20 protein-coding genes are annotated in these 17012 nt (G+C 61.3%); 6 read left to right on the top strand and 14 right to left on the bottom strand.

Features of this window, described 5'->3' with window-relative positions; genetic code table 11:
* The 5 genes from NKH21_RS26945 to fghA form a co-directional block, all read left to right on the top strand.
* Window positions 1-909: alanine racemase (locus NKH21_RS26945; RefSeq protein ID WP_352868630.1), on the top strand; the 909-nt coding region annotated here is incomplete at its 5' end.
* A 55-nt stretch (window positions 910-964) separates the two neighbouring features.
* Window positions 965-2239 (top strand): NAD(P)/FAD-dependent oxidoreductase, encoded by a 1275-nt coding sequence (locus NKH21_RS26940; protein WP_352665704.1) that lies wholly within the window; start codon window positions 965-967, stop codon window positions 2237-2239.
* Entirely contained in the window at window positions 2236-3690 is a 1455-nt protein-coding gene (locus NKH21_RS26935) for an aldehyde dehydrogenase family protein (RefSeq protein WP_352665703.1), read from the top strand. Before NKH21_RS26940 ends, NKH21_RS26935 begins: the two co-directional genes overlap by 4 nt.
* A 270-nt stretch (window positions 3691-3960) precedes the next feature.
* Window positions 3961-4179: a hypothetical protein gene (locus tag NKH21_RS26930; protein ID WP_352665701.1), complete on the top strand. Its 219-nt coding sequence runs from the start codon at window positions 3961-3963 to the stop codon at window positions 4177-4179.
* Window positions 4180-4672: 493 nt separating this feature from the next.
* On the top strand, window positions 4673-5524 hold the full coding sequence (gene fghA, locus NKH21_RS26925; RefSeq protein ID WP_352665700.1) for an S-formylglutathione hydrolase: 852 nt from the start codon (window positions 4673-4675) through the stop codon (window positions 5522-5524).
* A 22-nt stretch (window positions 5525-5546) separates the two neighbouring features.
* Here the strand turns inward: fghA and pqqE are convergent, their stop codons facing one another.
* The 8 genes from pqqE to NKH21_RS26885 form a co-directional block, all read right to left on the bottom strand.
* Complete coding sequence (gene pqqE / locus NKH21_RS26920) at window positions 5547-6668, bottom strand: pyrroloquinoline quinone biosynthesis protein PqqE (protein ID WP_352665699.1); 1122 nt, start codon at window positions 6666-6668, stop codon at window positions 5547-5549.
* Window positions 6665-6961: a pyrroloquinoline quinone biosynthesis peptide chaperone PqqD gene (pqqD, locus tag NKH21_RS26915; RefSeq protein ID WP_352665698.1), complete on the bottom strand. Its 297-nt coding sequence runs from the start codon at window positions 6959-6961 to the stop codon at window positions 6665-6667. Before pqqD ends, pqqE begins: the two co-directional genes overlap by 4 nt.
* Window positions 6958-7716, bottom strand: coding sequence for a pyrroloquinoline-quinone synthase PqqC (gene pqqC, locus NKH21_RS26910; RefSeq protein WP_352665697.1), 759 nt, complete (start codon window positions 7714-7716; stop codon window positions 6958-6960). The genes pqqD and pqqC overlap by 4 nt, the downstream gene beginning before the upstream one ends.
* Complete coding sequence (gene pqqB / locus NKH21_RS26905; protein WP_352665696.1) at window positions 7713-8651, bottom strand: pyrroloquinoline quinone biosynthesis protein PqqB; 939 nt, start codon at window positions 8649-8651, stop codon at window positions 7713-7715. The genes pqqC and pqqB overlap by 4 nt, the downstream gene beginning before the upstream one ends.
* 414 nt (window positions 8652-9065) lie before the next feature.
* Window positions 9066-9632 carry a PQQ-dependent catabolism-associated CXXCW motif protein gene (locus NKH21_RS26900; protein ID WP_352868626.1) on the bottom strand — a complete coding sequence of 189 codons (567 nt, stop codon included), beginning with the start codon at window positions 9630-9632 and terminating at the stop codon, window positions 9066-9068.
* Window positions 9633-9659: 27 nt separating this feature from the next.
* A complete protein-coding gene (locus NKH21_RS26895) occupies window positions 9660-10523 on the bottom strand; it encodes a substrate-binding domain-containing protein (RefSeq protein WP_352665694.1) in 864 nt (287 codons plus the stop codon).
* A 1-nt stretch (window position 10524) separates the two neighbouring features.
* Window positions 10525-11049 (bottom strand): c-type cytochrome, methanol metabolism-related, encoded by a 525-nt coding sequence (locus NKH21_RS26890; protein WP_023678824.1) that lies wholly within the window; start codon window positions 11047-11049, stop codon window positions 10525-10527.
* 153 nt (window positions 11050-11202) lie between these two features.
* Window positions 11203-13104 carry a methanol/ethanol family PQQ-dependent dehydrogenase gene (locus NKH21_RS26885; protein WP_352868623.1) on the bottom strand — a complete coding sequence of 634 codons (1902 nt, stop codon included), beginning with the start codon at window positions 13102-13104 and terminating at the stop codon, window positions 11203-11205.
* 674 nt (window positions 13105-13778) lie between these two features.
* Here NKH21_RS26885 and NKH21_RS26880 point away from each other — a divergent pair.
* Entirely contained in the window at window positions 13779-14132 is a 354-nt protein-coding gene (locus NKH21_RS26880) for a hypothetical protein (RefSeq protein ID WP_352665692.1), read from the top strand.
* 50 nt (window positions 14133-14182) lie between these two features.
* Here the strand turns inward: NKH21_RS26880 and NKH21_RS26875 are convergent, their stop codons facing one another.
* From NKH21_RS26875 to NKH21_RS26850, 6 genes are all read right to left on the bottom strand, one after another.
* The gene (locus NKH21_RS26875) at window positions 14183-14338 is read right to left on the bottom strand and encodes a thiosulfate oxidation carrier complex protein SoxZ (protein WP_352665804.1); all 156 of its coding nucleotides are present in this window, start codon (window positions 14336-14338) and stop codon (window positions 14183-14185) included.
* Between the two features lie 43 nt (window positions 14339-14381).
* Window positions 14382-15305 carry a DUF899 family protein gene (locus NKH21_RS26870; RefSeq protein ID WP_352665691.1) on the bottom strand — a complete coding sequence of 308 codons (924 nt, stop codon included), beginning with the start codon at window positions 15303-15305 and terminating at the stop codon, window positions 14382-14384.
* A 194-nt stretch (window positions 15306-15499) separates the two neighbouring features.
* Entirely contained in the window at window positions 15500-15685 is a 186-nt protein-coding gene (locus NKH21_RS26865; protein ID WP_352665690.1) for an MBL fold metallo-hydrolase, read from the bottom strand.
* A 1-nt stretch (window position 15686) separates the two neighbouring features.
* Complete coding sequence (locus tag NKH21_RS26860; protein ID WP_352665689.1) at window positions 15687-16109, bottom strand: MBL fold metallo-hydrolase; 423 nt, start codon at window positions 16107-16109, stop codon at window positions 15687-15689.
* Between the two features lie 4 nt (window positions 16110-16113).
* Window positions 16114-16272 (bottom strand): hypothetical protein, encoded by a 159-nt coding sequence (locus NKH21_RS26855; protein ID WP_352665688.1) that lies wholly within the window; start codon window positions 16270-16272, stop codon window positions 16114-16116.
* A 35-nt stretch (window positions 16273-16307) separates the two neighbouring features.
* On the bottom strand, window positions 16308-17009 hold the full coding sequence (locus NKH21_RS26850; RefSeq protein WP_502903405.1) for an ABC transporter ATP-binding protein: 702 nt from the start codon (window positions 17007-17009) through the stop codon (window positions 16308-16310).
* Window positions 17010-17012: the final 3 nt, after the last annotated feature.

Genomic DNA, 17012 nt, shown 5'->3' with positions numbered 1-17012 from the left:
TTTTTTTATATCCTTTTGTTTGTTTTCCTCCGGTGGGGGCCCTGGGGGCCGTGGTTTGGTGGGCCCCGCGGGGGGTTTTTTTTTTTTTTGTTCTGTTTTCCGGGCCGCCGGCCGGCGGGCCGCGCCCACGTCCGCGAAGCCACCGGTATGACGCCATCTGTTTTCATCGAACTGGACTGCGATGACCATCGCGGTGGCTTGAAGCCGGACGATCCCAAACTGCTCGAGGTGGCCAACAGGGTCGTCGAGAAGGGCGCTAATCTCGTCGGCGTCCTCGCCCATGCGGGCGAGTCCTATGCCTTGAGCACGCCCGATGCGCTGGTCAAAGCAGCCGAGAACGAGCGTTCGGCCAGCTTGCGCGCGGCGGAAACTTTGCGCGCTCACGGCCATGCCTGCCCGATCATCAGCCTCGGTTCGACGCCGACAGCGCATTTCGCCAGTAATCTTGATGGGGTCACGGAGCTGCGCGCTGGCGTCTACATGTTCTTCGACCTCGTCCAGCACGGCGTCGGGGTCTGTGCCATCGACGCCGTCGCGATTTCCGTGTTGGCCACGGTGATCGGGTCCAAGCCGAAAAAGGGATGGGTGCTGGTCGACGCAGGGTGGATGGCGCTTTCGCGCGACCGGGGAACCGCAAACCAGCAGATCGACCAGGGCTACGGCGTGGTCTGCGACGAAAAGGGGCGGGTGCTTGAAGATGTGATCGTTGCCCAGGCCAGCCAGGAACACGGTATCCTCGCCATTCGTGCCGGCTCTGGAAAGTCCATGCCCGAGCTGCCGCTCGGGTCTCGGGTCCGGATTCTGCCCAACCATGCGTGCGCGATGGCCGCCCAGCATGACTTCTACAGCGTCGTCAATGGGGACAGCCCCAAGATTGAAGCGCGTTGGGAGCGGATGCGCGGATGGTAGCGCGCGCAATTACGCCTGGGATGTTGCCCCACTCAAGTCAGCATTGGTGGTCAAAATGAAGCTTACCTCATACTGGCTGGATACGGCTCAGCCGTTCAATGAAGGGTCGTCCAAACCGCTCGAAGGCCACTACGACGTGGCGATCGTGGGCGGCGGCCTGACCGGCTCCTCCGCCGCGCTGGCCCTTGCCAAAAAGGGCGCCCGGGTTGCCCTATTGGAGGCCGAAACGATCGGCAACGCCGCGTCCGGCCGCAATGGCGGTATGTGCAACAACGGCTTTGCCCAGAACTATGCAATCATGGCTGGCAAGCACGGCAAGCCGGCTGCAAATGCACTCTACAAGGCTTTCGACGCCGGCGTCGATATGGTTGAGCGGTTGGTGCAGGAAGAAAAGATCGACTGCAGCTTCTCCCGCGTAGGCAAGCTCAAGCTTGCTGCCAAGCCCGAGCACTACGACATGCTGGCGCGCAGCCAGGAACTGCTGGCTGCCAATGTCGACCCCGACACCAGGATGATCGCGCGCGAGGACCTGCGAACCGAAGTCGGCACCAACCGCTACCATGGCGGGCTGCTCTTTCCCAAGAGCGCAGGCATGCATGTCGGCCGGTTCGTCCGTGGCCTCGCGACCGCCGCTGCTCGGCGTGGCGCCGAGGTCCATGAACGCTCGCCCGTCATGGCGATGCGCAAGGTTTCAGGCGGGCATGAGGTAACGACGCCAAAGGGCAAGATCGTCGCGCGGCAGGTCCTGTTGGCGAGCGGCATTTCCCAGGTCGGTCCGCTGAGATGGATCCGCCGCCGCATCGTGCCGGTCGGTGCCTTCCTCATCGTGACGCAACCGCTGTCGCCTGCGCAGATCGAGCGTCTCATGCCGACCCGTCGCAATGTCGTCGATACGCGCAACCTCGTTGTCTACTGGCGGCTCACGCCGGACAATCGCCTTCTGTTCGGCGGGAGGGCGCGCTTTGCCGTGTCCAACCCTCAATCCGACGAAAAAAGCGGCCGGATACTCAAGGCGGCGATGGTCGAGGTCTTTCCGGAACTGACCGGCACCCGCATCGACTACTGCTGGGGCGGCATGGTCGATATGACACGCGATCGCCTGCCGCGCGCCGGAGAGCGCGATGGCATCTATTACTCTATGGGCTATAGCGGACACGGGACCCAGATGTCGACGTTGATGGGCACCATCATGGCCGACGTCATGGACGGGCACCCCGAGCTCAATCCCTGGAAGGATTTCGACTGGCCAGCGATCCCCGGTTATTTCGGGCGCCCCTGGTTCCTGCCGATTCTCGGCGCCTATTACCGCATGAAGGACCTTGTAGGGTGATGACGCCCTTCGAACACCTGGCCCGCAACGGCCACCTGCACAAGTTCTTCATCGACAGTCAATGGGTTGAGCCGAGCGGCACCGCGACAGGCGTCGTCGTCAACCCCGCCACAGAAGAGGTTGTGAGCCAGTTTCCGCTTGGAAATGACGAGGACGTTGACGCGGCCGTTGTAGCGGCTCGCCGGGCATTCGCCACCTGGAGCCGGACCACGCCAGAAGATCGCGCGGGTCTGCTCGATCGCCTGCAAGCGCTGCTCGAGGCGCGCGGCGAACTGCTGGCTCAATGCCTGAGCCTCGAAATGGGCGCGGCGATCGGCTATGCGCGTAGCGCCCAGGTGCCGCTGGCGATCACGCATGTTAAGGTCGCTCGCGATGTGCTGACAACCTTTCCCTTCGTCAAGCAGCGGGGGCAAACCGCCGTCACCCACGAACCGATCGGTGTCTGCGCCTTGATCACCCCGTGGAACTGGCCACTTTACCAGATCACCGCCAAGGTTTCGCCGGCGCTCGCTGCAGGCTGCACGATCGTGCTGAAGCCGAGTGAGCTTTCTCCGCTGGACGCCCTGCTGTTCGCCGAAGCGATTGAGGAAGCCGGCTTCCCTGCCGGGGTTTTCAACCTCCTGCAAGGCGATGGTCCAGGCGTGGGTATGGGTCTCGCCTCCCATCCGGATGTCGACATGATCTCCATTACCGGGTCCACCCGCGCGGGCATTGCGGTGGCCCAGGCGGCAGCGACCACGGTCAAGCGTGTCGCGCAGGAGCTCGGCGGCAAGTCGCCGAACGTGATCCTGCCGGACGCAGATCTCGATCGCGCCGTTTCTCTGGGCGTAGCCGCAGCGTTCCGCAATCTCGGCCAGTCATGCAGCGCACCGACGCGCATGATCGCGCCACGCGCACTGCTCTCCGAGATCGAGGAAATCGGCAAAAGGGCCGCAGCCCAGATCGTCATTGGCGATCCGCTTTGCGAAGCCACAACTCATGGTGCAATCGCAAACCGTGCCCAATTCGACCGCATCCAAGCCATGATCGGCGTCGGCATTTCCGAGGGCGCCAGGCTCCTCACCGGCGGACCGGGCCGTGCGCACGATCTGAAAGTCGGGTTCTATGTGAAGCCGACCATCTTTTCCGACGTACATACGAGCATGCGTATTGCCCAGGAAGAGGTCTTCGGGCCCGTTCTCTGCATCATCCCCTACGACACAATCGAGGAGGCCGTCACCATCGCCAACGACACGGTCTACGGTCTGGGGGCCCATGTGCAGGGCGAGGATATGGACGCCGTCAGGGACGTGGCCTCGCGGATCCGCTCCGGTCAGGTGCATATCAACTCCCCGGCCTGGGATCCGCACGCCCCGTTTGGCGGTTTCAAGCAGTCTGGAAACGGACGCGAATATGGGATCGAGGGCATGTTGGAGTATCTCGAGGTCAAATCCATCCTCGGCTATTTCTAGGCGACATCTTCGCCAAGTGCAGAGCGCGCCCGTCGGCCGAGCCCAGCTCCTGGACCGGGCTCACATACGAACCCGGCAATTGTCATGGCTCCGCAGCGTGCGGGCAATCTGCTGAGAAACCCGGTCGAGGCCCTTGGTCGATCCAGAATGCCGTCGCAATTAGAGATGTTTGGCCGTCACGGTCCAGGCGATCTGTACGTTTCGTACAACGAATTGAATACAACCGTGGAGAGACTACCATCGCCCTGGGCCGCATACGGGGAGGGTTGGATGAGTAAGGTGCAGAGGGTCAGTCCGGTAGTAGAGCAAGCAATCGCCGCAGTCCTCAATAGGGAGGACCGTGGTGACACCATCTCGATCACAGCGACATTAAACGCCGCGCGACAAGCTGCCCCTCATCTCGTCGCATCCGACGAAGAGCTAACCGAGGCGATCGTCGAGGCAGCAACTGCCCTGGGCCTGTCCGTTGCTTTCGACCGTGGGGAATAGCCGTCGGCTCACAGGGGTGGCTAAATCGGAACGTTGGTGTCATGCGTTGGGTGCCCCTCCGATGTTGCTGCATCTCAACGGGGCATCGCTGCGAGTTGGCAGGTGAACTCTTGCATCGGCAGCGAGTGTTGTCGCGCTGTCGCCGATAGTCCGCCAGAGCCGCGTCGAAGCGGCTGTCGCCGCTGAAACCATGGCAAGTGCATTTGCGCAGAGTTCGGTGTCCCGGAAGGCATCGCCGATCCCCTGCGCACTGCGTCCTTGCTGTAGCCAGCATCGCCAACGGGCGCCCGGCCTGGGCCCGTACGGTTGCGAAAGACGTTGGGCAACGCAGCGCCAGCGAATGGCGTCTCGTTGCCAAAACGGTCGGCCAAGGCAGGTCATCCCCGACTGCGATCAAGAACCCTGCGCGCCAGCCGGTCCACCAAGGTTGCCGCGATCGCCCTCGATGTCGTAGAGCCTACGATCGGCGGTTAAAATTGGTGGAGAAGAATATATGCCAGAGCACCCGAAACTCGTCTCTACTGCCAAGTCGCATGGCGGCGCCCAGCATGTTTACTCTCATCTCTCGACGAGCTGCTCGTGCGAAATGACGTTTGCCATTTTCGTGCCTCCGCAGGCACGGGAAAGCCGTTGCCCGGTGGTGTGGTACCTCTCCGGGCTCACCTGCACCCATGCCAATGTAATGGAAAAAGGCGAATACAGACGTATTGCCGCCGACCTTGGCTTGATCGTTGTCTGTCCCGATACCAGCCCGCGTCGTGCCGACATTCCGGATGAAAAGGACAATTGGCAGTTCGGCAGCGGCGCCGGTTTCTACCTCGACGCGACGCAAGAGCCGTATGCTAAGAACTATCGCATGTATTCCTATATCGTCGAGGAGCTGCCCGCCGTGATCGGGCGCGAATTTCCCGCCGATATGGCACGCCAGTCGATCTTCGGCCATTCGATGGGCGGGCATGGCGCGCTGACGATCGCACTGAAAAATCCCGCGCGTTTCAGAAGTTGCTCGGCGTTTGCGCCGATCGTGCAGCCAAGCACAGCCGGCTGGTCGAAGCCGGCTTTCGAAAAGTATCTCGGCCTGGATGAGGCCTCGTGGCGGCGCTACGATGCCACTTCGCTTATTGAGGATGGAAACCGTTTCCCGGAATTCCTGGTCGATCAGGGAACGTCAGACGGTTTCCTCCAGGAGGGCCTCAGGCCTTGGCTGCTCGAAGACGCCTGCTCCAAGGCAGGCATTCCGTTGAAATTGCGGATGCAGGACGAATACGATCACTCCTATTTTTTCATTTCGACCTTCATGCATGACCATATGACGTGGCATGCCGAACGGCTTTCACGAGCCTAAGGCCAGAGGAATAGATCGGCAGTCAGGCGGGCTCGGTGACGACGCCGATACGCCGGTAGACGAATGGTTCGTCCTTCGAAGGAACCGTCGCAGCGCGCTGGGCTTCCTCGATCAGCATTGCCATGCGCGCATGGATCGGCGATTTAGCGCAAGCCGGGTCCGTCGCGGCGGCATCGCCGGCGATTGCCATCGCCTGGCAGCGACAGCCGCCCCAGTCGATCTCGCGCCGCTCACAGTTGCGGCAGGGCTCCTGCATCCAGTCCGTGCCTCGAAATGCATTAAATGCCGGGGAATCGGTCCAGATCGCGGCCAGGGTGCGTGATCCAAAACGCTCGAAGCCGAGCGACGGTATGGTCTGGGCGGCATGGCATGGCAGCACGGTGCCGTCCGGCGTCACCATGAAGGCGTCGCGCGCCCAGCCGCCCATGCACGGCTTGGGATAGATGGCGAAATAATCCGGCGTAACGAAGTCGATGTTCATGATGCCGGTGAGCCGTTCGCGCGCCGCCGCGACGATCTCCGCCTGGCGGTCGACGGCAGCACGCTCGGGCATCAGTTGATCGCGATTGGTCAGCGCCCAGCCGGCGTACTGCACGTTGGCGATCTCGAGACGCTCCGCACCCAGCGAAAGGGCCAGATCGATGAATTCCGGTACCTCCTCGATATTGTGGCGATGGATCGGCGCGTTGATGGTAAGCGGCAAGCCGGCCGCGCGAGCGCGGCGTGCCGTTTCCAGCTTCTTTTCATGGCTGCCCCTGTGGTTGCCGATGCGCTCGGTGGTCGCCGGCCGTGCGCCTTGAAAGCTCAGTTGCAGATGGTCGAGCCCGGCTTCGGCAAATGCCTCGATGCGGCCATCCGCAATGCCGACGCCGGCGGTGATCAGGTTGGTGTAGACGCCGCGCGCCGAAAGCCCGGCGATCAATTGCTCGAGATCGCGACGCAGCGTCGGTTCACCGCCGGAAAGATGCACCTGGAGAACGCCAAGGTCGGCCGCCTGCGAGAACAGGTCGAGCCAGCTCTGCGTGTCGAGTTCGCGATTGGCTTTCAGTAATTCGAGCGGATTGGAGCAATAGGGGCATTGCAGCGGGCAGCGATGCGTCAGTTCCGCCAGCATGCCGATCGGGGGGAGATGGGGCTCGTTCATAGCTTCACCAGCAGCTTGTCCGACCATTCCTGCAGGAAGGCGACGACGTCGGCCGCCACAGCCTCCTGTTCGGCATCATAATCTGCGGCAAGGCCGGCAATGATGTGGCCGACCGTGGACCGCCCATCGCAGCGGCGCAATATGTCGAGGCTGATGTCGTTTGGCCAGAACACCTTTTCGGGCGAAAGCACGGCGAACGCCTGGCGCACGGGGTCATACTGTATGCGCACGTGCCTCGGCAGCGATGGAACCGACTGCGGCGACACCATGGCTCTTTCGCGCAGTGCCATCATTGGGCTGCCTCCGGACGGAAGGCGCCGGGCGGGATATTGCCCGGCTCGCCATAGGCGTGTTGAAGCGCGTCGAGCATGGCCCAGAGTATATCGCATTTGAACACCAGTGCATCGATCACCTGCTGCTGGCGTTCCGCCGTGTCGGCATGTTCGAGCACATAGGCGAGCGCGAAGTCGGCGTCGCGTGAGGCCTGTTCGGGCCGTCGGCTGAAATAGGCCAGCGTGTCCTCGGTGATATAATCGTATCTGGCCAGCATCGCGGGTACCCGCTCGCCGATGATGAGCGGCGAGAACATCTCGGTCAGCGACGACGCGACGGCCTCCAGCAGGGTCCGGTTCGTGCAAAAGGAGAGGTAAGCGCCAACCGCAAAACGTGTCGTCGGCAGGGCCAGCCTCTCGCTCTTCACTGCGTCGGCATCGAGACCGAGCGAGGTCGCCAGGTGCAACCAGCGCGCAATACCGCCGCTCCAGCCGTCCTCGCCGTCATGATCCTCGATGCGTTTGCGCCAGGCGGCGCGAAACGCCGGATCCTCGGCATGAGCGAGTATCATGGCGTCCTTGCGCGGAATGACAGCCTGATAGCAATAGCGGTTCAGCGCCCAGGCCTGCATCTCGGTCCTCGACAGCGCACCGCTGGTCATCCTGTGATGGAAAGGATGGCGGTTGTGATAGCGCTCGGCACCGACCTGCCGCAGCACGGCTTCGAGCTCGCTGGAGGACAGGCCTTTCTTGGCCGCGTCGTGGAAATCACTCACAGTTCCATCTCCATCCCGTCGCAGGCCACTTCCCAGCCAGCCGCTTCGACTGCTGCATGCTCGGCAGAATTCTCGTCCAGAACAGGATTGGTGTTGTTGATGTGGACAAAGACACGGCGGCCGATCCTCACATCGGCCAAGCCGGCGATCGACCCCGCACCTCCCGACATTGCCAGATGCCCCATGCGCGCACCGGTCTTTTGGCCGACGCCGGCAGCAATCATCTCGTCGTCGGTGAAGACCGTGCCGTCGAACAGAAGACATGCGGCATCGGTTAGACGCGTGCGCAGGGTCGCATCGATGCGGGCGCAGCCGGGGATGTAGAATACGGAGCCGCGACTGCCGGCACTGGCGATACGGACCCCGATCGTGTCGCCGGCATCGGAGCTGAAATTGGCATCCGGCTGGCCTTTTTCTTCGAGATATAGGGCTATTTTCCCGGGCACGGGAAAGCTCTCGACAGCTACGCCGGTGTCGTGGCCGTCTGCATCGCAGATCGCCAGCTCTTTCGCCGGCGGCAAGATGCGTCGCGGCACGAGCGCCGGATCGAGGACATTGAAAATCGAATTCGCCTCCAGCGTCGCCAGAACCTGTGTCGTTGCATAGATAGCGAAAGGCTGCCGCTCACGCAGGCTGAGCAGGCCGGCGACATGATCGACATCGGCATTGGTCAGCACCACCGCGCGAATAGGCGTGGAGCGCAGCGGCGCATCATGCGCAGGCTGCAATTCAGGCGTCGCCGCGATCTGCTGGCGAAGGTCGGGCGAGGCGTTGAACAGAACCCAGCCAAGTCCATCCGCCGACACGGCGACACTCGATTGGGTTCGTGGATGCACGCCAGCTACCCCGGTGCGAGCCGCACGGCTCAGACGATAATTGCAGTTCCATTGCGGAAAGCCACCGCCGGCAGCCGATCCGATGATTCTCAAGCGCATGAAAACGCCCGCCCCGCGGCTTCGCTGACCAGCAGCCAATTTGCAGCCGCAAAAAACAGCTCGCCCGCTTTGCGCGCCTCAAACTCTTTCACGAAAATCCCATGCGGCAAGGGGATGCGTGCCCCTGTTGCCAGGGACACGCACCTCTGCGGCCTACTTCTTGGGAGTAATTTCAGCAGGCAGATACCGCGAAATTTCAAAGCCCGCAGCAACCTGGCACATGGTCGGTTTTGTCCAGCTCTTCTTCATAACATTTCTCCTCTTCTACCAGCCCGAAGGGCCGATGCTGTCGTTAGTCAACCACTGCAGGGCACCGAAGCAATGGCTCGTCCATCAGGTTTCAAAATGGACAAATGAATCAATAGGTTTTAAAAAGTCAAAAAATGAAATCGAAAGTAGCTGTGGTCTCTTTCTTCAATTGTTCATCGCGTAGGGTTTCTTCTCCTCCAGCGGAAGACTTGCACGTACCCAGCCATCCGCGCCGAGCGGATGCCAGATCACTGAACTGTAGCCCCACTCGACTGCCCGTTTCGCGGCATTCCACGACATCCAGCAATTCGTCATGCAATAGAACAGAATCGCGCGCGATTTGTCGGTGGCCGCGGCTGCGAGGCCTTGGCGAAAGTAGCTGGCGGTCTCTTCCGAAATAGCGCCGTATCCCGCGTTGGCCAGCCATATGCTGCCTGGAATGTCCTTTCTGACCTTGTCTCTCCATATCGTTCCAGCCGGCAGAGTGGTCGGCTTCGGCGTGTTCGGCATCACGTCGAAGAAGACGGCCTTTTTCCCTCGCCACAGCGCTTCCGCCTCTTCCGTGGTCACCACTGTCGCACCCTGCAGCATGTCCGGCACGGGTGCCCGGTATTCGTCCGGCCGGTAGCCAGCGGGCTCGTCAACCCCGCCTGCCCATGCCGGCTCCGTAATGCCCAGGAGGCCCATCATGAGCAGCAAAACCGCTTCCTTTCCTCTCATCGCCTGCCACATTTCTGGCCTCTGCCGGGCCCGTCCCAACTATTGTGTGATCGGATTGTCATGCTCGTCGATCAGCGGCACGTTGTAGCTGAGCAGGATCTTGATGATCTCCGCCTGGTTTTCCCTGATTACCCGGTTGAGCGTCCGCTTCCATTCCTGGTCGGACGGGCGTACGCCCATGGTGATGCGATAAGACATGCGCGAGCCGGTTTTTTCTTTCAGCAGCGGAACGATCGTGACGTCGGCTCCGAGTTCCCTGGCATAGTAGCCCGCCATCGGGCCCCACAGGACCGCCGCGTCGATCTTGCCGGCGAGCATGTCCTTGATCATGACCTCCCCCATGGAAGGGGTGACGCGCGTATCCACCGCCAGCGGGTAGATCTTGGCGGTCCGCAGAAGCTTGTTGGCGGCCATGTTGGCGGTTGGCGGCGTGCTTTCGACGACGCCGATTCTCTTGCCGGAAAGTTTCGGGTCTTCGATCGTCTCGACGCCTTCCATGCCGTTGCCTTTCGGGTAGACGAGCACATAGGCGGAGCGGTAGTAGGCATTGGTGTTCTGCACCAGTTCATCACCCTGGGCGTAGCCCATGATGATGTCGCATCGGTTGGCCCCAAGCGTGTTGCGCACAAAGCCGGTGACAGTGGGAAACCACGTGTAAGCGACTGATTTTCGCCCGGTCTTCTTGGCAACCAGTTCGGCCAGCTTGTTTTCGAAGCCTTGGCCGTTCTTGTCGGTAAAGGGCATGTTCGAGGGATCGGCGCAGACGCGCAGAATGTCGGGATCAACCAGTTCGCCCGCAGCGCCAAGCCCGGCATTTTGTGCCAGAACGTTCGACGGCAGCAAGGCGAGCGCGCCGAGGATCGACAGAACGACGCGCAGCTTCGATGCAGTGCAGCCGGTCATATCATCCACCCATGCAGGATGCTTCGGCATCCTTGGCTGCCTGGGCCTTGTTTTCGTGCTTGGGCGGCCTGCCGCGGGGTGCCGCGCCATCGGCGCGCGCGCGCAGATAGACGTAGAGATCGTCCAGGTAACAATAGACGTTCTTGTTGTCGCCAAAGGCAGGCATGACATTCTCCTTGCCGCCGCCGACATTCTTGCGGCCCTCGGCGACGATCGACAGGAACGTGGCGTAATCCATGTTCTTCAGGCTGTTGGCCAGAGCAGGCGCATAGCTCGAACCTGTGGCGTCCTGTCCGTGACAGACATGGCAATCTGAGTGATACCGGCGGTACCCGCTGAAGGTGTACCAATCGACGGTTCCGTTTTCGATCTTGTAGGTCGGATTTCCGTCCGCATCTAAATATTTGCCTCCTTCTTGCTTCACCGCCTTGGCTTTCTCCATGCTGTCTTCGGCCCGTACCAGACTTGAGCTGGCCAGAGGCAGCAGGACCAGGGCGAGAGCGGAAACTGCAATGCGAACGATCATTCAGACTCTTCCTTCGTTTGCCAGAAACCCTGGCTGCCGTCGTGCAGCGGCATTGATCGGAGTTGGGTGCGCGGCGCAATCGAGAGCCCGGTTCCCGGCTTCGGGGGCCCGGGCTCTCGTTTTCGAACCTAGTCGTTAGGCTCTTCCCGTTAATCAGTCCGGGAGGCCGAAGACGGTGAGCTGGCCGCCCAGCGTCGTATAGTCGGCAAGTGCCGCATAACCGCCGACGGCACCCAGACCAGCGGTTCCAACGACCGCGGCCTGATCGCCCTGCGCACGGCCCTGATCAACGGCGCCATGCCAGGCGGCGGCGTTATCGGGCGAAAGCAGCCCGCCTGCCAGACCGATACCGGCCCATCCACCGACGCCGGACAGAACGGCGATGTACTGCTTGCCGTCATGCTCGTAGGTTGTGATGTTGCCGATGATGCCGGATGGGGTCTTGAACTTGTAGAGCTCCTTGCCGTCCTTATCGACCGCCTTGATGTAGCCTTCGAGGGTACCGTAGAAGACGACGTCGCCATCTGTCGCCAATGCGCCCGACCACACCGAGAACTGCTCGGGCTTCGACCAGACGATCTCACCCTTGGCTGCATCCCAGGCAATGAAGTTGCCCATGTTCCCGTCACCGCCAGGCGCCGCATACATCGACACGGTGGCGCCTACATAGGGCTGACCGGCGGTGTAGCTCACTTTGTAAGGCTCATAGTCCATGCAGACATGGTTGGTCGGCACGTAGAACAATCCGGTCTTCGGCGAGTAGGCGGCCGGCTGCTGGTCCTTGGTTCCAAGCGCGGCCGGGCAGATACCGGTCGAGTTGGTGTCTTCGCCGTTCTGCTGGGTCGAATACTTGGCGACGACCTGCGGGCGGCCATACTGGTCGCTCTTGGGATCCATGTTGACTTCCGTCGCCCAGTTCACTGCCGGATCGTATTTTTTGGCGACGAGAAGTTCGCCGGTGGCGCGATCCACTGTGTAGGCAAAGCCGTTGCGGTCGAAATGCACCAGCACGTCGTGCTTGGCTCCGTTGACCTCCATGCCATCGACGAGAATCATCTCGTTGATGCCGTCATAGTCCCACTCATCATGCGGGGTCATTTGGTAGAGCCATTTGGCAACACCAGTGTCCGCATCGCGAGCCATGATTGTCATAGACCAGCGGTTGTCACCTGGGCGCTGGACCGGGTTCCACGTCGAGGGATTGCCGGTGCCGTAATAGACCAGGTTCAGCTTGGGATCATAGGAATACCATCCCCATGTCGTGCCGCCGCCCGTCTTCCACTGTTCGCCTTCCCAGGTGTTCGTGCCGGAATCCTTTCCGACAGGCTTGCCGAGATGGGTCGTCTTCTCGGGATCGAGAAGGGTGTCTGCATCAGGACCTTCCGAATAGGCTTTCCAGGCGAGCTTGCCGTCTTTCAGATTGTAGGCGGCCAGCCAGCCGCGAACACCGAATTCAGCACCGGAGACGCCCACGAGCACCTTGTCCTTGATGACTACGGGTGCCGACGTGCCGGATTCGCCCTTTCCGCCGTCGGTCTGGTCGCCGTTCTTGACAGACCAGACGACCTTGCCGGTCTTGGCATCGAGCGCGACGACGGTGGTGTCGGCCTGGTTGAGAATGATCTTGCCGTCACCATAGGCAACACCACGATTGACCGTGTCGCAGCACATGATCGGAATGACGTTCGAGTCCTGCTTGGGCTCGTATTTCCACAGGATCTTGCCGTCGTTCTTGAGGTCCAGAGCATAGACGTTGTTTGGGAAAGGCGTGTGGACATACATCACATCGCCGATGACCAGCGGCCCGCCTTCGTGACCGCGCAGCACGCCGGTGGAAAAGCTCCATTTGACCTGCAGGTTCTTCACATTGTCGGCAGTGATCTGGTTGAGTTTGGAATAGCGGGTGTTGGCGTAGTCACCCGTCTGCATCGCCCAGTTCTTCGCATCCGATGCGAGCTTTATAAGGTCTTCATTGGCCGAAGCCGTATAGGCAGCGCCGAGCGATAAAAACGCCGCGGTCGTCAGAATGTAAGTAGTTTTCGCAAGTACACGCATCCAAAATCCTCCCGGGTTCACAGTGAAGAATCGACCGTCAAGCCCCACAAGGGCTTGCCCAAGCAATTCATGTTGGGAAGTTATTTTCCGGCAGCTGTCACGACCTACCCCGAAGCAGAGGGCACCGTTACCGCCCGCCCCCCTTGGTCTTCGAAAGACTGCCGCCGCTCCCTGATAACGGTGGCGCTCTTGAAGCCGGAAACAAGAAAAAACTATGTCATCGTAAAAGACCAGGCAAGCAAAAACCTACAATGGATCGTTGCGCTGCAATATCGATATGCTGCACCGCAATATTTAGAAACAATTAAAATAAGCACCGTTTCAAGAACTAAAAAGAGGATGACCGCACAGCCGCGATGTATATAGCAACCATATTGTTCCCGTATTCTCGAGGTGATACACATTTGACTTTATTTCGATATATTCTACGGGGCGCCTCCGAGTAAGTATGCGTGCGTCTCGCTGGTTGCCGGATAGTGAGCGAAGCATGAAATGAACGCGTGAGGGAGGGTGCGCAGCGGGTCATGAAGCTGGCTCTTGTCGGTCGATAGGGCATTCCTCCTTTGGTCCTATACGCAGGCCATTGGAGCTTGACGGGCTTTGCGGCACGTCGCCAATTGGAGCGATGATCCCTTCTGGATGCATGGTGTCCAGGCCAAAACTGGAGGTTCCCCATGATAAGGTCTGTTGGATCTCTCACCCTGCCGGTGGCCTTTGCGACCACGCTGGCCTTTGCGAACTCGGCCAACGCCGCGGGAGACTACCCGACGGCAACGATTGCCGACTACGTGCTCGGCTGCATGCAAACAAATGGCCAGACACGCCAGGCGCTTGAAAGCTGTTCCTGCTCGATCGACGTTATCGCCTCGATCCTTCCTTACGATCACTATGAGAGGGCGGAGACCTTCAAAAGCATGTCGTTGACGACAGGGGAGGCGGCAGGGTTGTTTCGCGAAAGCGCGCCAGCGAAGGCGGCGCGCACGGAACTGAAACGCGCGCAGGCTGAAGCCGACGTACGTTGCTTTTAGTCAGGCGGAACAGGCACGCGTGGCCGGTGCGCCTCACAGTCTCGCCGTTTCTATCGGCCAATGGCCGCGAAATACCTTGCCATCCGTGTCGCCTCGACACGGATTTCGCCTTTGCCGTGCGCGGTGAAAGCGAACCGGAAATTGGGATCCTCCGAAATAGATATTCCGCCCTCCATCGAGAGAATCGGCTGATCGCCTTGAGAGATCGACAGTTCGTGGATGAAGTGCGCGGGAATGAAATACCGGGTGTCACCGCTTTGGCACGAACTCGAGCAATGGCGCGTACGGCGGCCCGACCAGCGGCGGATAGCGGCGGTAGGTGTTGTAGACCGCTCCGTCCTCCATCGCGAAGACGCTCCACCCTGCGCTCACCGACACGGCCGACTGGAGGTCCGGCGCACCCACATCGTCCCGGTAATCCTGCAGCCATTGCGGGGCCTCGCGGAGCAGCTGCCCCATGTCGAACTCGTCGCGGGCGATTCCGGACATCTCCTCCCGGCGGAATGCGAAGCCGTAGTCGAACAGGAAGTCGTCGCCGTAGCCCGACACGTAGGGCATCGTCCACCCGCGCTGTGTCTTAGTTGCCATCAGCTTCTCCAGCGGCGCCAGCGACATCGCGATGAGTGTCACGTCGCGGCCGTTCACGTGCGTGATCATGCCGCCCAGCCCATCGCCGACCGAGGCGCACCCCGGGCACGCCGTCTTCCAGTCCTCTCCGTACATTAGGTGATAAATGAGGAGCTGCGAGCGGCCATCGAACAGCTGCGGCAAGGACTTTGGCCCTTCCTCGGTGGCGAAGGCGTAGTGCTTCTCGACCGGCACCCAGGGCAACTCTCGCCGTTGCTCAGTCACGCGCCGTTCGTGCGCCGCCAGCTCCTGCTCGGCCGCCAGCAGCTCCTTGCGGGCAGCCTGCCACTCCTGCTCAGTCGCGACCTTCATCCGACCTCCTATGTTCGACCTAATCCTTGTTGAAATGGCGCCGGAGCGGAAACCCATCAGCCCCGCGAACTCGACGGCCTCCGCGACCTGTCTTAGTCGCACCACAGACACGGCAAGCGGACGGTAGCCTGGCTCGCCCGGCGGGCACAAGTAGCCCGCGACGGAACGCGCGTCGAAGCGATCGTAGCGCAGCAGACGACGGCCGGTCAATTTGCGAACGGCGACCCCCAGCATTGTCGTTGTCGCTTATTCCCATTCGAGCTCGGCATAAGCCGCTGTCGCGTTGCACTCGTTGTAGTCGTCGAACAGATGCCAATTGCCGCGTTCGCTTTGGCCGGCGGTCTTGATGGCCTCGCTGAGCGGCAACCCTTCCGCGATCGCCTTTCGAATATCGCGCGGCAGGATGTCGAAATAGCGCCGCTCCGCCGTCAGCGCCTCCGGCCAGCCGCCGGCGCCGGGCCGAGACTCGGCACGGCGCGCGCGGCGGCGATCGCGGCGAGCGCGTCCATCTGGCGGAGCCAGCCGAGCAGTGATCCGTCGAGCGTCGGCAAGGAACCTACGAACACGAGATCGCCGGCAAACAGCGTACCGGTCGCGCTGTCGAAAATGGTCAAATCATTGGCGGTGTGAGCCGCCTTCCATGCCTGCTTCGAGCGTGCGTTCTCCGAGGTCGAGATGCAGGCGATCCTTGACCAGCATTGTCGGAGACACGGTCTCGATCCCTTTCATGAGCGCGCCGCCGATCTGTTCGCGAAAGCTTTGCAGGCAGAACGCGCCGCGCGCCTCGGGAGCGCGCGGCAGATTGTGATGGCCGACGATGGTCGCGCCGATCTCCCGAAACGCAGCGTTGCCAAAGACGTGGTCTGGGTGCGCGTGAGTGTTGATCAGGTAGCGAACCGGCTTGGCGGTTATTTTCCCGACCGCGGCGGTAAAGGCGTGCGCCTCGATCGGGCTGCCGCCGCTGTCGATGACGGCAACGGCGTCAGTCCCGACGACGACGCCCAGGTTCGAGATCGCGCCCTGGTTGGCGGCGCTCATCAATTCATCCACGCCCTGGAAAAACAAAGACGTTGTCGGCGACTTTCCTGACCTTGAAGGCTGTCGGCAGGGGCGAAGGCGGCCCGCCCGACAGCATCGCGGCGCTGGCCGCGGTACAGGCGAAGCCGTTCACGAGCTTGCGTCGTACCCTGTCGATCGACATGTCTTTTCCGATATGCATTCCGAACGGCAAGGCGATCAGCCCACGCCCGGAAATTCTTGCTGGAATGATCGCAAAAGGTCGCTCATCACCAGTGGATTGCGATGCTGTCGCGGCACTCTTACGTCGAACATGCCGAGCACGTGGGCTGGGCGCTGCGCAAGCACGATGATGCGGTCCGACAGCATCAGTGCCTCGCGCAGATTGTGCGTTACCATCAAGGCAGTCGTGGGCCGCGCCGACCACACGGTCAAAAGCAATTGCCGAAGTCGCTCGGCGGTCTGTTCGTCGAGGGAGGCAAAGGGTTCGTCCAGGAAAAGCACCGCCGGTTCGGTGGCGAAGGCCCTGGCAAGCGCTGCCCTGCGCGCAAGGCCGAGCGAAAGCTCCGCCGGATAGAGCGAGCGCATGCCGGCGAGGCCGAGAGTGTCAAACAGCTCGTCGAGACTGTTCGCTCTTAGGCTTTTCGGCAGCGCCAGCCTGACATTCTGCTCCACCGTCCGCCATGGCAGCAAAGTAGGCTCCTGGAACACGGCGGCGATGCGGTTCGAGCCGCCTTGCGGCAGCTGGAAAGAGCCAGAAAAGTCTTTGTCCAGTCCAAGCAGGATGCGCAACGTCGTGGTCTTGCCGCAGCCCGACGGCCCAAACAGGCAAGCGAATTCGCCCTGCCGCACCTCGAAGGACAGACCCTCGAGTGCCGTGATCGACACGCCTTGCGCCGACCTGAAGGTCTTTTCGGCGATGTC

Origin of the sequence: Mesorhizobium sp. M1329, assembly GCF_040318035.1 — a bacterium.
GTDB lineage: Bacteria > Pseudomonadota > Alphaproteobacteria > Rhizobiales > Rhizobiaceae > Mesorhizobium.
Note: the sequence above shows the minus strand (reverse complement) of the source record. Positions and strands in the feature narration are given on the sequence as shown.